We start from the raw sequence: 16,467 nt of genomic DNA, 5'->3' as shown, positions 1-16,467 counted from the left end.
GAAAGCTTAATTCCTAAAAATGGATAAATCGAAGTCTATGATCCATAAGAAGATCAAGATTAGTACAATTATAATGTAGATAACTCTTTTATTGATCTCGCGATTTCCACGAGTTCTACTATTAGTTCGAGCCTCAGCCCAATGAGAACCAAAATCTATAGAATTGGTAAGATTTTTATATTTATTGAATTTTGAATCAAACTCATATATATTACCTTCATCCTTACCTTTATAATAACGTGGAGTGTAATTATAGCGGGTGTTCTTTCTTAATTTGGTAATACTAACCTTCAAAATACTTTGCTTTATGGATGTTCAAATTTACTTAAAAAGCTTTAGAAAATAAAGCTTGATCAAGTAAAATAACTGAAACAGCAATAATGGCTAATGTATAGATCTTATTAGAATCTAGCGTCTTTACGTAACTGTGCCATTTTAATAGCCGTAATTCCCGCTTCTGCACCTTTGTTACCGTGCTTTCCACCAGACCTGTCTATAGCCTGCTGCATGTTTTGATCTGTAAGAACGCAAAAGATAACCGGAATGTCATTAAGAACATTCAAGTCTTTTATTCCCTGACTTACTCCCTGACAAACAAAATCAAAATGTTTAGTTTCTCCTTCTATTACACTACCAATGGCAATAACTGCATCTAGCATATCATAGCTTTCCTGCATTTTCTTGCAACCGTAGATAAGCTCAAAACTTCCTGGAACATTCCATCTTACAATGTTCTCATTTAACACTCCGTTCTCTTTAAGAGCTTGAAAAGCTCCATTAAAAAGTCCTTCTGTAATTTCTTCATTCCATTCAGAAACAACAATTCCGAAGCGAAATTCTTTCGCGTTCGGAACTGTATCTTTATTATAATCTGAAAGGTTTTTACCTTGTGTAGCCATAGTTTAGCTTATTTCATCGCTTCAGCGCGACCTAGATAAATTGCAACTTGTCCTGCTTCTGGAGTATTTGCGTATTCATCTTTAATTTTATTAAGATATTCTGATGCCTTTTCTCCTTTTCCTAATTGAATTGAAGTGATAGCTGCTTTTAATAAAAATCTTGGTGCTGTAAAATCATTAGATCTCATAGAAGCCGCTTTATCATAATAATTTAGCGCTTCTTCAGGCTGTTCTAGTTGCATAAATGCATCACCTATTCCACCTGTTGCTAATGGTGCTAAGATCTCATCATCACTTTTAAAGTCTTCAAGATGATCTATAGCTTCTTGGTATTTATTAGTGTTTAAATAAGAAAAACCAGCATAGTAATTAGCCAGATTTCCAGAAGAAGTACTTCCGTAATTGTCAATAACATCTAAGAACCCGTATTTTCCTTCACCACCGTTTAAGGCCATGTTGTATAAAGAATCGCTTTGAGCTCCAGAACTTGCTAAAGCCGCATCAAAATATTCTTGTGCCTGAAACATTTCGTTAGATGCCTCATTTTCTTTTGGAGTATGAATAAAACGCTCATACCCTAAGTATCCTAATACTATTACAATAGCTAACCCTACAATAACGTAGATGATCTTTTGATTGCCAGCTACCCATTCTTCTGTTTTACTTGCCCCTTCGTCAAGACTATTAAATACCTCCGCAGTTGTTGAATGTTCTTCAGCTACATGAGTTTTCTCTTCTTGGGTAGTTGGTTTATGCCCTTTTTTCTTGTAAGTCGCCATAAATTAGGTTTAATGAGTGGCAAAAATAAAATTTTTATTCATATTTTAAAGGGAAAATATTTCTTATTTTGTAATATTTTCATCCCTATTCTATTACCTTTACTTAAAAGATTATAAATTTTAAATAGCTGAATTACAGCGTTTTATGTTTTTAAAATCCCTCTCCTTAGTTAATTATAAGAATTTTGACTCCGCTTCTTTCGATTTCGATTCTAAAATAAATTGTTTGGTAGGTCATAATGGTGTCGGTAAGACTAACGTTCTGGATAGTATATACCACCTCTCTTTTGGCAAGAGTTATTTCAACCCAATTACCAGTCAGAATATCAATCACAATAGCGATTTTTTTGTGATTGAAGGTACTTTAGATAAGAATGATAGAGAGGAGCATGTACTGGTAAGCGCCAAACGCGGACAGAAAAAGGTGATTAAGCGCAATAATAAACCCTACGAAAAGTTTAGTGAACATATTGGCTTTATTCCTGCAGTTATGATCTCTCCCGGAGATAGAGATCTTATTCTTGAAGGTAGCGAAACACGCAGAAAATTTATAGATGGGGTTATTTCCCAGAGTGACCAAGGTTATTTAAATGCATTGATACAATATAGTAAAGTAGTAGCGCAAAGAAATGCGCTATTAAAATTTTTTGCTGCCAATTCTAAATTTGATAGAGACACACTAGAGATCTATAATGCCCAAATGTGCAATCTAGGAAATAAGATTTTTAATAAGAGAAAAGAATTTTTAAAAGAGTTTATTCCCATCTTTAATAATCGATATTCAGAGATCACTAATGATAAAGAGAAAGTATCTATAGCGTATGCTAGCAAGTTATTTGAAACTCCTCTTGCAAAACTCTTAGAAGATAATCTTCAAAAAGACATGGCATTACAATATACCAGTGTTGGTTTGCATAAAGATGATCTCAGTTTTGAAATTGCAGAATATCCTATCAAGAAATTTGGATCTCAAGGCCAGCAAAAATCATTTTTAATCGCTTTAAAATTAGCTCAATTTGATTTTATTAAAAACATAAGCAAAGCCAATCCTATTTTACTTTTAGATGATATCTTTGATAAATTAGATGAACAGCGGGTGGCTCAAATTGTAGCGCTAGTTGCAGAAAATGAGCTAGGGCAAATATTTATAAGTGATACCCATGCAGATAGAACAGAGAAAGTTGTAAAAGAAAGCAATCAATCTTACAAAATATTTAAATTATGAAAAAGGCTTCATTCTTCTTACTAGCGTTATTAACCATAGCATGTAATACTGAAGATCCTAAAGAACAATTAAAGCATCTTAACGGGTATTGGGAAATAGATCAGGTACAATTTTCGAAAGATTCCATTAGAGATTTCAGTATTAGTGAACATATAGATTATTTCGAAATTGCAGATGGTTCAGGATTCAGAAAAAAAGTAACGCCTCAATTTCATGGCTCTTATAAGGTAAATCCAAAAACAAGTGAAGAAGTTAAAGCTGTAATAGAAGATGGTGAATTAACCTTGTATTATTCTACACCATTTGATTCTTGGAAAGAACAGGTTTTAAAAGCCAGCGATAAAAAATTAAGCCTTAAGAATAGTAGAGGCATTATTTATAATTACAATAGATATACACCACTTTTAAAAGATGACAATGAAAAAGAGGAATAATGAAAATATGAAATTAAGTGATGCTTTGCAAAGCTTTGTTTCATCAAACAAGTTGCAAAAAGGATTAGACAAGGTAAATGCCAAAGATGTTTGGAATGCTCAAATGGGTCCGGCTATAGAAAAATATACTACCTCTATTAAATTAGATGGAAATACACTTTATGTTCAGTTAAGTTCATCGGTTTTACGAGAAGAGTTAAGTTATGGAAAGGAAAGGATCATTAGATTACTCAATGAAGAACTTGGCAAAGAACTTATCAATAAATTGATATTGCGTTAAAAAACGAATAGACTTAAATAAAAAAGGCCGTCCAAATTGGACGGCCTTTTTTGGTATAAGGTAAGTTCTTACTAAAACATCTCTCTTCCTGAGAAATGAAAAGCAGACTCAATAGCTGCATTATCATCACTATCACTTCCGTGAACTGCATTCTCTGCGATAGATGCTGCATATTTTTTTCTAATAGTTCCTTCTGCTGCTTCTTCTGGATTTGTTGCTCCAATAAGAGTTCTGAAATCTTCTACTGCATTTTCTTTTTCTAAGATAGCCGCCACAATTGGTCCTTGTGTCATATACTCTACCAATTCTCCAAAGAATGGACGCTCATTATGGATTGCGTAAAAAGTCTCCGCATCTTTACGAGTCATTTGAGTCATCTTCATTGCTACAATTCTAAAGCCTGAAGCATTAATCTGTTCTAGGATCCCACCGATGTACCCTTTTTCAACTGCATCGGGTTTTAGCATTGTAAATGTTCTATTATTTGCCATTTCTTTGTTTTTAAATTTTTTGCAAAAATAAGCAATTCAAACCTTTATGCAAGCTTTTTTAAAATTTATAACAAATACCATAATTTAATAATGAGCTACACCCTTTATAATTTTTAAGATTATATTCTAATTCTTAATAAAGTAGAAATTTTCAACTGAAGATATAAGCGAAAAAACCTATAATTTCATTTCATTTGTCTTCAGATTTAGCATTTCAAGATAATAGTGCTGTATACTACAGGATTATAAAAATTGTATATTTACCCCTTATTATGATAGAACAAAGTATTTTAGAAATTACCTCAGAACTCTCTACAGCGAACAATATTGTAATTGTACCGCACAAAGGTCCTGATGGAGATGCCATTGGCTCTAGCCTAGGCTTATATCACTTTTTAAAGGGGAAAGGACATTTTGTAAATGTAATAGCACCTAATGATTATCCAGACTTTTTGAAGTGGCTTCCGGGGCAAGAAAACATTTTAAATTTTGAAAAGTGTCAGGAAGATTGTAAAAAATTGATCTTAGAAGCAGACATTATATTTACTTTAGATTTTAATGTACTTTCTAGAGCAGGAGATATGCATACCACCTTAGAGGAAGCAGAAGCTACCTTTATAATGATAGATCATCATCCAGAACCTGCAGATTATGCAAATCATATTTACAGCGATACTACTATGAGCTCTACCTGCCAGATGGTATATCAATTCATAGAAAAATTAAGAGCGGTAAAAAGCATAACCCCAGAAATTGCCACATGCCTGTACACGGGAATAATGACAGATACTGGTTCTTTTAGATTTAGATCTACTACCAGTACAACCCACAGGGTAATTGCAGCTCTTATAGATAAAGGTGCAGATAACACCCTAATCCATCAAATGATTTATGACACCTATTCTGCAAACCGAATGCATTTATTAGGAGTGGCTCTTCAGAATTTAAGAGTTAATAAAGAACTTAGAACGGCATATATCACCCTTTCACAAGAAGAGTTAGATACAAATAACTTTAAAAAAGGAGATACAGAAGGTTTTGTAAACTACGGGTTAGCTTTAGAAGGTATTATTTTTGCAGCTATTTTTATAGAACATAAAGCAGATGGAATCATTAAAATGAGCTTAAGATCTAAAGGAAGTTTTTCTGTAAACGATTTTTCTAGAGCTCATTTTGAAGGAGGCGGGCATGTTAATGCCGCTGGAGGAAAAAGTGATCTTTCTCTGGAAGATACCGTCATAAAATTTAACAGTGTATTGAACAAATACTCAGAGCAATTAAAAGGATGAGAATAAGATTTATATTATTGATTCTAACAGTTATAAGCTTTGGAGCATGTAAATCTCCTGAAGCCCGAAGACCTGTAACTCAAAATTCTGGTTCTTTTATAGATCAATCTATAGCCAGAAATAAAGAACTAGTTGCCAAAGAGGAAGCTGTTATTGAAAAAATGATCCAACAAGATTCTATTAAGGAATATATAGCGTCGGCGAATGGATTTTGGTATTATTACAACAAGCAAACTACAGATTCCTTAAATATTAAAACTCCTGAATTTGGCGATGTTGTTAAGTTCGATTATACTATTAACGATCTTAATGGAAATGTGATATATGATGAAGGAGAACTTCCTACAAAAAGATATGCTATAGATAAAGAAGAGCTTTTTGGCGGACTTAGAGAAGGTCTAAAATTAATGAAAGAAGGAGAGGTTGTAACATTTATCTTTCCATCTCATAAAGCCTTTGGTTATTATGGCGATAAGAATAGAATAGGAACCAATATTCCCATTATTACAAAAGTGAGTTTAAACTCTATAACTACAGAAAACGATTTAAATACCAATTCAAACTCTAATAATTAATATGAAAAAATTAAGCATTCTATTTATTTGTACCATTCTTCTAAGCTTTACTAGCTGCAAAGAGGATTATCCGGATCTAGCAGACGGGATGTATGCAGAATTCAATACTAACCAAGGTACTTTCTTAGCAGAATTATATTATAAGGAGACACCAATAACCGTTGCTAACTTTGTTTCTCTTGCTGAAGGAAAAAGCCATAAAATGGTAGATAGCGCTTATCAAGGAAAGAAATTCTATGATGGTTTGATCTTTCACCGTGTAATAAGAGATTTTATGATTCAGGGTGGAGATCCTCAAGGTACAGGAAGTGGTGACCCAGGATATAGATTTCCAGATGAGATTGTAGATACTTTAAAACTTGAAGAAAAAGGTCTATTAGCAATGGCTAATGCAGGTGCTGGTACAAACGGAAGTCAGTTCTTTGTTACTTTGGCTGCAACTCCATGGTTAACAGGAAAACATACTGTATTTGGTAAAGTTTTGGAAGGAATGACTGTCGTAGATAGCATTGGTTCTGTAAAAACAGGTCCTGGAGACAAGCCTTTACAAGATGTTTTAATAGAGAATGTAAAGATCATTAGAAAAGGTAAGGATGCTAAGAATTTTGAAGCAGCTAAACTTTTTGAAGAAAAACTATCTAAAGTAAAGGAAGAAGAAGAAAGAATAGAGAAAATGAAAGCTGCTTCTAAGAGATCTAATGCTGATCGATTTTCTGCCCTTAAAGAAACAGACACTAAAGAATTAGAGAGTGGTCTTAAGATCCATTTCTTGGAAAAAGGTGATGGTTCACAACCAAAAGCTGGAGATAAAGTAAAAATTGATTATGCAGGATATTTTGCAGATGGAACTTTGTTTGATACAAGTATTGAAGAAGTTGCTGTAGAAGGTGGTGTATTTAATCAACAACGTAAAGACCAGGTTGGATATAACCCAATGGTAATTCCTTATGGTCCCGATGCTCCAGTTATTCCAGGATTTAAAGAAGGTATTCAACAATTAAAAGTTGGAGATAAAGCTATTATCTATATCCCATCACACTTGGGTTACGGAGCCAGAGGAGCTGGTGGAATTATTCCTCCAAATACAGATCTTATTTTTGAGATGACAATGGTAGGTATAGAAGAATAAGAACTTCAATTATAAATCATAAAAAAGCCGCTTCAAATAAATGAAGCGGCTTTTTACATATAAAGCATTTTCTATTTTACAGGGATGTTCTTTAAAATTTCTAAAACGAATTTCCAATATTTTTTAGCTGAAGAGATACTCGCTCTCTCATCTGGAGAATGCGCTCCTCTAATAGTTGGCCCAAACGAGATCATATCCATCTCAGGATAATGATTTCCTATTATACCACATTCCAATCCTGCATGGCAAGCTGCAACATCTGCTCTCTCCCCATTCATTTTCTCATATAGATCATCTAGAACAGTTAAGATTGCAGATTCTCTATTTGGAGCCCACCCTGGATAATCCCCAGAAAGTTCAACATCAAATCCTGCAAGTTCAAAACTAGACTTTAAACTATTGGCTAGATCATCTTTAGAGGTTTCTACAGAAGATCTGGTAAGACATTTTATTTCTATTTTGCCATCCTTAATTTCAACTTTAGCAATATTGTTAGAAGTTTCTACCAGCCCCTCAATCTCCGGACTCATTCTGTAAACCCCATTATGTGCTGCATAAATTGCTTTTTGAACCTGAGCCTGTACTTGAGCCTCCATCACTTTTGCCGGAACTTCGGTTTCAGTAATAGAAACTTTTAGATTAGGTTCTAACTTAGAAAACTCAGTTTTAATTGCATCAATCTCATCTTCTAATTCGCTTTTAAAAGCTTTCACTTGAAAATCATCAATTACAACAACCGCCTCACTCTCACGAGGTATTGCATTTCTTAAGCCACCTCCATTAATACTTGAAATTCTAAGATCAAGATCTTCAGAAGCATTAAAAAGTAAGCGGTTCATAAATTTATTGGCGTTCCCTAATCCTTTGATGATATCCATTCCCGAATGTCCACCTTGCAATCCATTAACTACTATTTTAAAGGCAACAGCATCTTCTGGAGCATCTTCTTGAGAATATGTTCTTTTAGCAGTAACATCTACTCCACCAGCACATCCTATTCCTATTTCATCGTCTTCCTCTGTATCTAAATTTAAAAGAATTTCACCTTCTAGTAGTCCCTCTTCTAAACCTTTGGCACCGGTCATCCCTGTTTCCTCATCAATAGTAAACAATGCTTCTAAAGCAGGATGTTCTATAGAGTCACTTTCTAGAATTGCCATTATAGTTGCTACTCCAAGCCCATTGTCTGCTCCTAATGTAGTTCCTTTTGCTCTTACCCAGTCTCCATCTACATACATCTCGATACCCTGAGTATCAAAATCAAAATTGGTATCATTATTTTTTTGATGCACCATATCTAGATGCGATTGTAAAACCACAACTTTTCTATTTTCCATACCTTTAGTAGCAGGCTTCTTGATGATCACATTCCCTACAGAATCTACTTGAGTTTCGAGATTGAGATCATTCCCAAAATTCTTCATAAACTCTATTACGCGTTCTTCCTTTTTAGATGGCCGCGGAACAGCGTTTAGATCTGCAAATTTGTTCCAAAGATTTTTCGGTTCCAGTGCTCTTATTTCTTCATTCATACTATTATATTTTGGTATCTTCACAAAGATATTGGTAATTACGAAAGCACAAAAATTGTAGCTCTTAATTAGTTTGTAATTTTAAAATGTGAAAAATAAAACCGCACTTATTTTAGCGCTCCTATTGCCAGTTCAATATGTGGTGATTAAGATCATCTCCAATTATCCATCGTTTATAGAAGAGTGGTACAGCACCGGCATTTACCCTTACATTTCTAAGGTAATGAGATTTTCCCTTGGTATCCTTCCTTTTTCTGTAGGTGACCTATTATATACATTTTTTATCTTCTCTATTGTTAGATGGCTTGTTTTAAGATTACGAACTAAATTTAGTAATCCCAAAAAATGGATTTTGGAGATCTTTGCTACATTCTCTATTGTTTATGCTTGTTTTCATATTTTCTGGGGTTTTAATTACTACAGATTACCATTGCATAAAACCTTAAAGATCAAAAATACCTATACTACAGAAGAACTGGTGTTATTAACAGAAACCTTGATTAAAAAATCTAATCAGGTTCATAGCAAACTTGTAAATAATGATTCTGTAATAGTAGCGTATAACTTTTCTAAAACTCAACTACTGCACACAACCATTCAGGGATTTGACTATTTACGTGAAGAATATCCTAAGCTTACCTATAGCGGTAAGGCATTAAAAAGATCCTTGTTCAGTATTCCGCTTACGTATATGGGTTTTAATGGATATTTAAATCCGCTAACAAATGAGGCGCAAGTAAATACTCAGATAGTTAAATATAAGATCCCTACCACTGCGAGTCATGAAATTGGCCATCAATTAGGATTTGCTAAAGAGAACGAAGCTAACTTTATAGCTTGTCTTGCTACAATCCATCATCCAGATCCATATTTCAGATATTCAGGATTAACCTTCGCCTTAAGGTATTGCTTAAATGAACTGTATGTAAGAGATGCAGTAAAAGCAGAAGCCATGCTTAAAACCATACATCCAGGAATTCTTGCTAATTATAAAGAGGTGAGAGATTTTTGGTCGCTTCATCAAAATCCTTTTGAGCCATTATTTCAGACTACATATAATGGTTTTCTAAAAGCAAATAATCAGGCTGAGGGAATGAAGAGCTATAGTTATGTGGTAGCACTATTAGTTAATTATTTTGATGATGTTGAAAAAGCATTTTAACTAATAGCCGTATTAGTTATAATTTTCTTAAATTCTGCCTTTAAAAATTAAAATATCATCAATTCAAATTCATCCCTCCTATGAAGTTAAAAATTTTATTGTTTTCTCTGGCAATTATGGGTAGCTGTGCACAGGCACAAGAATACTTCCCAAAGAATGACGGAGTTAAATCTGAAAATAACAATTACACGGTCTTTGAAAATGCCAAAATTCACGTAGATGCCAACACCATAATAGAAAATGGAATGTTTGCAGTAAGAAATGGTAAGATCACCGCAGTGGGTAAGAAAATTAATATACCCAAGAATGCTATTAAGATTAATTTAGATGGAAAAGATGTTTATCCATCTTTTATAGATATCTATAGTGATTATGGAATTGCAAAACCTAAGAAAGCAGAAGGTGGCGGGCAACCACAATATGATGCCAGTAGAGAAGGGTATTATTGGAATGATCATATAAGACCTGAAACAAATGCAGTAGAATATTTTAGCTATGATAAGGAAGCTGCAGAAAAATTACAGAAAAACGGATTTGGAGTGGTAAACACTCACATGGCAGATGGAATTATTCGAGGAGCCGGAATGTTGGTTGCTTTAAATCCTGAGGGCACCACTGGAGATAGAATTCTGAGCGATAGATCTGCAGAATATCTTTCTTTTGACAAAAGTGTACAATCCAGACAATCTTATCCTACATCTATAATGGGTGCCATGGCATTACTGCGTCAAACCTATTTAGATGCAGCCTGGTATACTCAGGGTAAATCTAAAAATAAGGATCTTGCTTTAGAAGCATTAAACAGAAATAAGTCGCTTACCAAGATCTTTAAAACCGATAATTTATTAGATGAATTAAGAGCAGATAAGATTGGAGATGAATTTGGCTTTCAATATATAATCTACGGAAATGGTAATGAATTTGAAAGATTAGAGGAGATCAAGAAAACCAACGCTACGTATATCGTTCCACTTAACTTTCCAGATGCTTATGATGTAGAAAATCCATTTATGGCGAACTATGTGAGCCTTCAAGATATGAAAAGATGGAATCAGGCTCCTTCTAATCTGGCAATGATGCAAAAGAACGGAATTCCATTTGTTATTACCACTAACGATATTAAGGATGAAAAGAAGTTCAAGGAGAATCTTCTAAAAGCTATTGAGTATGGACTAGAGAAGAGAACTGCATTAAATGCACTTACCACAATTCCGGCAAAACTTATTGGGCAAGAAAATAAATTAGGGGTTTTAAAAGAAGGTGCTTGGGCAAATTTCTTGATCACCTCCGGCGATTATTTTGATAAGGAAACTGTACTTTATGAGAACTGGGTACAGGGAAATAGAACCGCCTTTACTCCTATGGATACTCCAAGTCTAGCTGGTAATTATACTCTAAAACTTGATGGGAATACGTATGATCTTAAATTCTCTGGCGAACCTAACGAGCCTAAAGTAGATGTAAAAGTTGGTGAGACCAAAGTAAAATCTAAGCTAACGTATTCAGATTCCTGGATGAACTTAATGTTGGAATCTCCAGATTCTACAAAATCTGAATATATCAGGTTGGTTGCTAGAGTGAATTCTAAATCAGATAATTTACAGGGAAGCGCTACTCTTAATAATGGAACAGAAACTTCTTTTTACGCTATGAGATCAGATGATGTTTCAGCTTCAGAAGAAAAGAAGGAGAAAGAAAAAGAAAAGGATGTATTACAAGATGTGATGCCTGTCTCCTACCCTAATATGGCTTATGGTTTTGAAACATTGCCTACTTCAGAAAATATATTATTTAAGAATGCTACTGTTTGGACCAATACTTCCAAAGGAATTATGGAGAACACAGACGTGTTAATAAAAGATGGAAAAATAGCTGCTGTTGGCAAAGACCTTAACGCCGGAAAGGCTAAAGTTGTAGACGCTACCGGAAAGCATCTAACTTCTGGAATTATAGATGAACATTCTCATATAGCCGCTTCAGCAATTAATGAAGCCGGGCAGAATTCTACGGCAGAAGTAACTATGGAAGATGTGATAGATCCTTCTGATATTAATATCTATAGAAATCTAGCAGGTGGAGTTACTACTGTACAACTACTGCATGGTTCTGCAAATCCTATTGGAGGGAGATCTGCGATCTTAAAATTAAAATGGGGAGCGGCACCAAATGAAATGATCTTTAAAGAAGCTCCAAAATTTATAAAATTCGCTTTGGGAGAAAATGTAAAACAAGCCAATTGGGGAAGTACCACTCGTTTTCCACAAACTAGAATGGGTACAGAACAAGTTTACATGGATTATTTTAGCAGAGCAAGAAATTATGAAGCTGCTAAAAAAGAAGATAAGAATTTTAGAAAAGATCTAGAAATGGAAACTTTGGTTGAGATCCTAACCGGAAATAGATTTGTTTCTAGCCACTCTTATATTCAAAGCGAGATTAATATGTTGATGACGGTAGCAGAGAAGTTTGACTTCCGAATAAATACTTTTACTCATATTCTGGAAGGTTATAAAGTTGCAGACAAGATGAAAGAACACGGCGTTGGAGCCTCGACTTTTTCAGACTGGTGGGCCTATAAATATGAAGTTAAAGACGCAATTCCTTATAATGCGGCCATTTTACATGATGCAGGAGTTACCGTTGCAATTAATAGTGATGATCCAGAAATGAGCAGAAGATTAAATCAAGAAGCTGCAAAAAGTGTAAAATATGGAGGTGTCTCAGAAGAGGAAGCTTGGAAATTTGTAACCTTAAATCCGGCGAAACTACTTCATATAGATAATCTGGTAGGAAGTGTTGAGTCTGGTAAGAACGCTGATGTTGTATTATGGTCTGGCAACCCTCTTTCTATATACTCTAAAGCCGAAAAAACTTTCATTGATGGTACTGTTTATTTTGATTTGGAAAGAGATGAAAAACTAAGACAAGAGATCACAAAAGAAAAGAGCATCCTTACTACACAAATGTTAGCTGCTAAAAATGGTGGAGCTAAAACTAAGCCAGTTGTGAAGAAAGAAAACCAGACTATGGGTTGCGACACTATTGAAATACACTAAAAGAACTATAATGAAAAAGCTTACTATAAAAATCTTTATCCTCGCAATTTCAATGTCAGGAGGAATAATGGCACAGCAAACACCTGCGCCCAAACAATCTAAAGCCGTAACCATAGTTGGAGCTACCGCTCACTTGGGAAATGGTGAAACTATAAAGAACAGTTTAATCATTTTTGAAGATGGCAAGATCACCCAGATCATGGATGCCTTAACTACCAAAATGCAGTATAGAGGTACTATTATTCAAGCTGATGGGAAACACGTATATCCAGGATTTATTGCTCCCAATTCAACCTTAGGTTTAGTAGAAATAGATGCGGTTCGAGCTTCAGATGATGAAGATGAGATTGGAGATATGTTACCACATCTTAGAAGCTTAATAGCCTATAATACCGAAAGTCAGGTTGTAGAATCTATGAGACCTAATGGAGTTTTAATGGGACAGATCACTCCTAGAGGAGGAACTATTTCTGGTACTTCTTCTATAGTACAATTTGACGCATGGAACTGGGAAGATGCGGTTATTAAAGAAGATGATGGACTTCATTTAAATTGGCCAAACAGTTTTAAGCAAGGTAAATGGTGGGAAGGTGAAGAAAGAGGAATGAAACCAAATAAAGATTACAAAGATGAAGTTTCAAAAATCTCCCAATTCTTCAATAGCGCGAAAGCCTATTTAGCAGGAGATATGAATGAGGTGAACTTACCCTTTAAGGCGATGAAAACTGTATTTACAGGCTATAAAAAAGTTTATATTCATGTAAATGGCGAAAAAGAGATAACAGACGCTATTCAATTCAAAAAAGAACAAGACCTAAAAGATATGGTTATTGTTGGAGGTTATGATGCACTTAAAGTTGCAGATGCATTAAAAGCTAATAATATCTCAATCTTAGCTCAAAGACCTCATACTACTCCAGATCAAGACGGAGATGATTATGACTATTCATATAAAATGGCCAAACTTCTTGTAGATAAAGGCCTGCTTGTTGGTTTAGAATCTAGCGGACAAATGGAAAGAATGAACTCTAGAAATTTACCTTTTTATGCCGGTACCGTGGCTTCCTTTGGAATGGATAAAGAGGAAGCTTTAAAACTTATTACTTTTAATACCGCAAAGATCTTAGGAATAGATGATATGGTTGGAACTCTTGAAAGAGGTAAAGATGCTACACTATTTATTAGTGAAGGTGATGCATTAGATATGAGAACCAACATTATTACGCACGCTTTTATTCAGGGAAGAGAGATAAGTCTGGAAAGTCACCAAACAGAATTATATCACAGGTATTCTAACAAATATAAGGACCAAGATAAAACTAAAAAGAAAGAAAATGAGTAATACCTTTTAGTATTCTAAGATCTAATAATTTCGAAAGGAATTAAAAAGATAGATCTAATCACTTCTTAGCTTATTATAAAACCTCTGATAACTTCAGAGGTTTTATATTTGTAGCCACATCTAACTTTTATTTTGCACTATGTTCAAAAAGATTACAAGTTTACAGAATTCAAAGGTCAAAAGCTTACTTCAATTACAGGAGAAATCCAGGAACCGAAAAAAAGAAGGAGTATTTCTGGTAGAGGGAGTTAGAGAGATTTCCTTAGCAATAAAAGGAAATTATAGAATTTCTGAACTTTTCTTCTGTGATGAGCTTTTTAAAGCTGAAAATATTTCAGATCTAACTAAAACTGTTATCACCAATCCTGAAGTTACCGAACTTTCTGAAGAGGTTTATAGCAAAATAGCTTATAGAGGAAGTACAGAAGGAGTTATGGCGTTGGTACAAGTTAAAGATCTTAGTTTATCTCAGTTGCAATTAAACGCAAAGAACCCCTTAATATTAGTAGCTGAAGCTCCGGAAAAGCCAGGGAATATTGGTGCATTATTAAGAACTGCAGATGCTGCTAATGTTGATGCCGTTTTATTGGCCAATCCCAAAACAGATATGTTTAATCCAAACATTATTAGGTCTAGTGTGGGCTGTGTTTTTACCACGAATATTGGTACTGCAAGTACTGCTGAGATCATCCAGTTCTTAAAAGATAAATCTATTAATATTTATGCGGCGGCACTTCAAGCATCGGTACATTATGATATTATAGATTTTACAGCGCCAACTGCAATAGTAGTAGGTACCGAAGCTACAGGTTTAAGCGAAGAATGGTTAGATAATTCTACTCAAAATATCATCATCCCTATGCAAGGTGAAATAGATTCAATGAATGTTTCTGTGGCAGCTGGAATACTAATTTTCGAAGCAAAACGACAGCGCAAATTCTAATGTCTTTTATTTAAACAATCACTGCTGTTAACCTTTATGTAACTATAGTTCTCTTAAATTTCACTCTAAAAAAACAATCACTTGTGACGGCACAAACTCTATTCTATATACTAATAGCGGTGATCATTATAGATTTTTTAATCGATAAAATTTTAGATACCCTCAATGCGAAGCACTTTAATGATCCTATCCCAGAAGGATTATCTGATGTTTATGAAACCTCTGAATACAATAAATCACAAAATTATAAAAAAGAGCGATATAAATATAGTACAGTCACATCTACAATTTCTTTTATAGCCATGCTACTGGTTCTCTTTTTTGAAGGATTTGCATATCTAGACAAACTAGTAAGAACGTATTCTGAAAATGAGATTGTTATTACGCTATTGTTCTTCGGAATTATTATGATAATAAATGAGATAATTATGCTACCATTTTCATGGTATAGCACCTTTGTCATTGAAGAAAAATATGGCTTTAATAAAACAAGCCTTAAAACTTTTGTTTTTGACAAATTGAAATCGCTAGTACTTACAGCGATTTTTGGCATTAATAGTTTGGTTCTATCAATTAACGGCTCAAAATTTTTGGCTGTATGCTTGGGGATTAGTCATCTTCATAACCCTTTTCGCAAATATGTTCTATGCGAAATTGATAGTTCCCATTTTTAATAAACAAGTACCACTGCAAGATGGTAGCTTAAGGACTAAAATTGAAGCATATGCAAAGACAGTAGGATTTGAATTACATAATATTTTTATAATAGATGGTTCTAAAAGAAGTACGAAGGCAAATGCTTATTTTTCAGGGTTTGGCAAAGAAAAAAGGATCACTTTATATGATACGCTTTTAAATGATCTTGAGGAAGAGGAGATCGTTGGAGTTCTTGCACATGAAGTTGGACATTATAAGAAAAAACATATTATTGCAAATGTTGCAGCATCTATTTTTACCACCGGACTTACATTATGGCTATTGTCGTTATTTATTGGAAATCCATTATTATCTGAAGCTCTAGGAGTATCAACTCCTAGTTTTCACATAGGCCTGATAGTCTTCGGGATTCTTTATAGTCCCGTATCAGCAGTAACAGGATTATTAATGAATATTTTATCAAGAAAATTTGAATATCAGGCTGATGATTTTGCTAAAAATACTTATAATGCAGAGGCATTGATTTCTAGCTTAAAAAAATTATCAAAAACCAGTTTAAGCAATTTAACGCCCCATAAAGCCTATGTTTTTGTGCACTACTCACACCCTACTCTTTTAGAGAGATTTAATAATTTAAGAAGGTAGTTTGTAGTTGTTTCTTTACAATCTTAATC

At 34.1% G+C, this 16,467-nt stretch carries 16 protein-coding genes and 1 pseudogene; 12 read left to right on the top strand and 5 right to left on the bottom strand.

The window, feature by feature from the left end:
• Positions 1–6: 6 nt before the first annotated feature.
• The 3 genes from P163_RS12175 to P163_RS12165 form a co-directional block, all read right to left on the bottom strand.
• Complete coding sequence (locus P163_RS12175) at positions 7–294, bottom strand: hypothetical protein (RefSeq protein WP_172822452.1); 288 nt, start codon at positions 292–294, stop codon at positions 7–9.
• A gap of 107 nt (positions 295–401) precedes the next feature.
• Positions 402–899, bottom strand: a complete 498-nt coding sequence (gene ribH, locus P163_RS12170; RefSeq protein ID WP_034891555.1) for a 6,7-dimethyl-8-ribityllumazine synthase — start codon at positions 897–899, stop codon at positions 402–404.
• 8 nt (positions 900–907) lie between these two features.
• Positions 908–1,678, bottom strand: a complete 771-nt coding sequence (locus tag P163_RS12165) for a tetratricopeptide repeat protein (protein ID WP_034891552.1) — start codon at positions 1,676–1,678, stop codon at positions 908–910.
• Between the two features lie 145 nt (positions 1,679–1,823).
• On the opposite strand from P163_RS12165, the gene recF reads away from it, so the two are divergent.
• The 3 genes from recF to P163_RS12150 are packed head-to-tail and all read left to right on the top strand — an operon-like array spanning position 1,824 to position 3,617.
• Complete coding sequence (gene recF / locus P163_RS12160; RefSeq protein WP_034891549.1) at positions 1,824–2,903, top strand: DNA replication/repair protein RecF; 1,080 nt, start codon at positions 1,824–1,826, stop codon at positions 2,901–2,903.
• On the top strand, positions 2,900–3,337 hold the full coding sequence (locus P163_RS12155; RefSeq protein WP_034891546.1) for a hypothetical protein: 438 nt from the start codon (positions 2,900–2,902) through the stop codon (positions 3,335–3,337). The genes recF and P163_RS12155 overlap by 4 nt, the downstream gene beginning before the upstream one ends.
• The gene (locus P163_RS12150) at positions 3,321–3,617 is read left to right on the top strand and encodes a DUF721 domain-containing protein (protein ID WP_034891543.1); all 297 of its coding nucleotides are present in this window, start codon (positions 3,321–3,323) and stop codon (positions 3,615–3,617) included. The genes P163_RS12155 and P163_RS12150 overlap by 17 nt, the downstream gene beginning before the upstream one ends.
• A 71-nt stretch (positions 3,618–3,688) precedes the next feature.
• Here P163_RS12150 and P163_RS12145 read toward each other — a convergent pair whose 3' ends face one another.
• Positions 3,689–4,108: a nucleoside-diphosphate kinase gene (locus P163_RS12145; protein ID WP_034891540.1), complete on the bottom strand. Its 420-nt coding sequence runs from the start codon at positions 4,106–4,108 to the stop codon at positions 3,689–3,691.
• 272 nt (positions 4,109–4,380) lie between these two features.
• Here P163_RS12145 and P163_RS12140 point away from each other — a divergent pair, with 272 nt between their 5' ends.
• Genes P163_RS12140 through P163_RS12130 form a run of 3 tightly spaced genes read left to right on the top strand, consistent with a single transcriptional unit; the run spans position 4,381 to position 7,101 of the window.
• On the top strand, positions 4,381–5,397 hold the full coding sequence (locus P163_RS12140) for a DHH family phosphoesterase (protein WP_034891538.1): 1,017 nt from the start codon (positions 4,381–4,383) through the stop codon (positions 5,395–5,397).
• Entirely contained in the window at positions 5,394–5,972 is a 579-nt protein-coding gene (gene gldI, locus P163_RS12135) for a gliding motility-associated peptidyl-prolyl isomerase GldI (RefSeq protein ID WP_034891535.1), read from the top strand. Before P163_RS12140 ends, gldI begins: the two co-directional genes overlap by 4 nt.
• Position 5,973: 1 nt before the next feature.
• On the top strand, positions 5,974–7,101 hold the full coding sequence (locus P163_RS12130; protein WP_034891532.1) for a peptidylprolyl isomerase: 1,128 nt from the start codon (positions 5,974–5,976) through the stop codon (positions 7,099–7,101).
• A 71-nt stretch (positions 7,102–7,172) separates the two neighbouring features.
• On the opposite strand, the gene P163_RS12125 is transcribed toward P163_RS12130, so the two are convergent.
• A complete protein-coding gene (locus tag P163_RS12125; protein WP_034891530.1) occupies positions 7,173–8,633 on the bottom strand; it encodes an aminoacyl-histidine dipeptidase in 1,461 nt (486 codons plus the stop codon).
• Positions 8,634–8,721: 88 nt separating this feature from the next.
• On the opposite strand from P163_RS12125, the gene P163_RS12120 reads away from it, so the two are divergent.
• The 6 genes and pseudogenes from P163_RS12120 (at position 8,722) to P163_RS18820 (ending at position 16,438) form a co-directional block, all read left to right on the top strand.
• Positions 8,722–9,795, top strand: a complete 1,074-nt coding sequence (locus tag P163_RS12120; protein ID WP_034891526.1) for a DUF3810 domain-containing protein — start codon at positions 8,722–8,724, stop codon at positions 9,793–9,795.
• Positions 9,796–9,875: 80 nt separating this feature from the next.
• Positions 9,876–12,851 carry an amidohydrolase family protein gene (locus P163_RS12115; protein WP_034891523.1) on the top strand — a complete coding sequence of 992 codons (2,976 nt, stop codon included), beginning with the start codon at positions 9,876–9,878 and terminating at the stop codon, positions 12,849–12,851.
• Positions 12,852–12,861: 10 nt separating this feature from the next.
• The gene (locus tag P163_RS12110) at positions 12,862–14,193 is read left to right on the top strand and encodes an amidohydrolase family protein (protein WP_034891520.1); all 1,332 of its coding nucleotides are present in this window, start codon (positions 12,862–12,864) and stop codon (positions 14,191–14,193) included.
• A 139-nt stretch (positions 14,194–14,332) separates the two neighbouring features.
• Complete coding sequence (locus P163_RS12105; protein WP_034891517.1) at positions 14,333–15,136, top strand: TrmH family RNA methyltransferase; 804 nt, start codon at positions 14,333–14,335, stop codon at positions 15,134–15,136.
• Between the two features lie 83 nt (positions 15,137–15,219).
• Positions 15,220–15,754 (top strand): annotated as a pseudogene (locus P163_RS18825) (M48 family peptidase); the annotation flags it as partial.
• A gap of 36 nt (positions 15,755–15,790) precedes the next feature.
• Positions 15,791–16,438: a M48 family metallopeptidase gene (locus P163_RS18820; RefSeq protein WP_410503405.1), complete on the top strand. Its 648-nt coding sequence runs from the start codon at positions 15,791–15,793 to the stop codon at positions 16,436–16,438.
• The last annotated feature ends 29 nt before the right edge of the window (positions 16,439–16,467 follow it).

The organism is Gillisia sp. Hel_I_29 (genome assembly GCF_000744275.1).
Lineage (GTDB): Bacteria > Bacteroidota > Bacteroidia > Flavobacteriales > Flavobacteriaceae > Gillisia.
The sequence above is the reverse complement of the archived record's forward strand: the minus strand, read 5'-3'. Positions and strand labels throughout refer to the sequence as shown.

Bases quoted from the DNA above. Each gene is read 5' to 3' on its own strand.
- P163_RS12155 (WP_034891546.1), top strand. From the start codon at position 2,900: ATGAAAAAGGCTTCATTCTTCTTACTAGCGTTATTAACCATAGCATGT.
- recF (WP_034891549.1), top strand. From the start codon at position 1,824: ATGTTTTTAAAATCCCTCTCCTTAGTTAATTATAAGAATTTTGACTCC.
- P163_RS12125 (WP_034891530.1), bottom strand. From the start codon at position 8,633: ATGAATGAAGAAATAAGAGCACTGGAACCGAAAAATCTTTGGAACAAA.
- P163_RS12165 (WP_034891552.1), bottom strand. From the start codon at position 1,678: ATGGCGACTTACAAGAAAAAAGGGCATAAACCAACTACCCAAGAAGAG.
- P163_RS12105 (WP_034891517.1), top strand. From the start codon at position 14,333: ATGTTCAAAAAGATTACAAGTTTACAGAATTCAAAGGTCAAAAGCTTA.
- P163_RS12115 (WP_034891523.1), top strand. From the start codon at position 9,876: ATGAAGTTAAAAATTTTATTGTTTTCTCTGGCAATTATGGGTAGCTGT.
- P163_RS12110 (WP_034891520.1), top strand. From the start codon at position 12,862: ATGAAAAAGCTTACTATAAAAATCTTTATCCTCGCAATTTCAATGTCA.
- P163_RS12150 (WP_034891543.1), top strand. From the start codon at position 3,321: ATGAAAAAGAGGAATAATGAAAATATGAAATTAAGTGATGCTTTGCAA.
- ribH (WP_034891555.1), bottom strand. From the start codon at position 899: ATGGCTACACAAGGTAAAAACCTTTCAGATTATAATAAAGATACAGTT.
- gldI (WP_034891535.1), top strand. From the start codon at position 5,394: ATGAGAATAAGATTTATATTATTGATTCTAACAGTTATAAGCTTTGGA.
- P163_RS12130 (WP_034891532.1), top strand. From the start codon at position 5,974: ATGAAAAAATTAAGCATTCTATTTATTTGTACCATTCTTCTAAGCTTT.
- P163_RS12145 (WP_034891540.1), bottom strand. From the start codon at position 4,108: ATGGCAAATAATAGAACATTTACAATGCTAAAACCCGATGCAGTTGAA.
- P163_RS12140 (WP_034891538.1), top strand. From the start codon at position 4,381: ATGATAGAACAAAGTATTTTAGAAATTACCTCAGAACTCTCTACAGCG.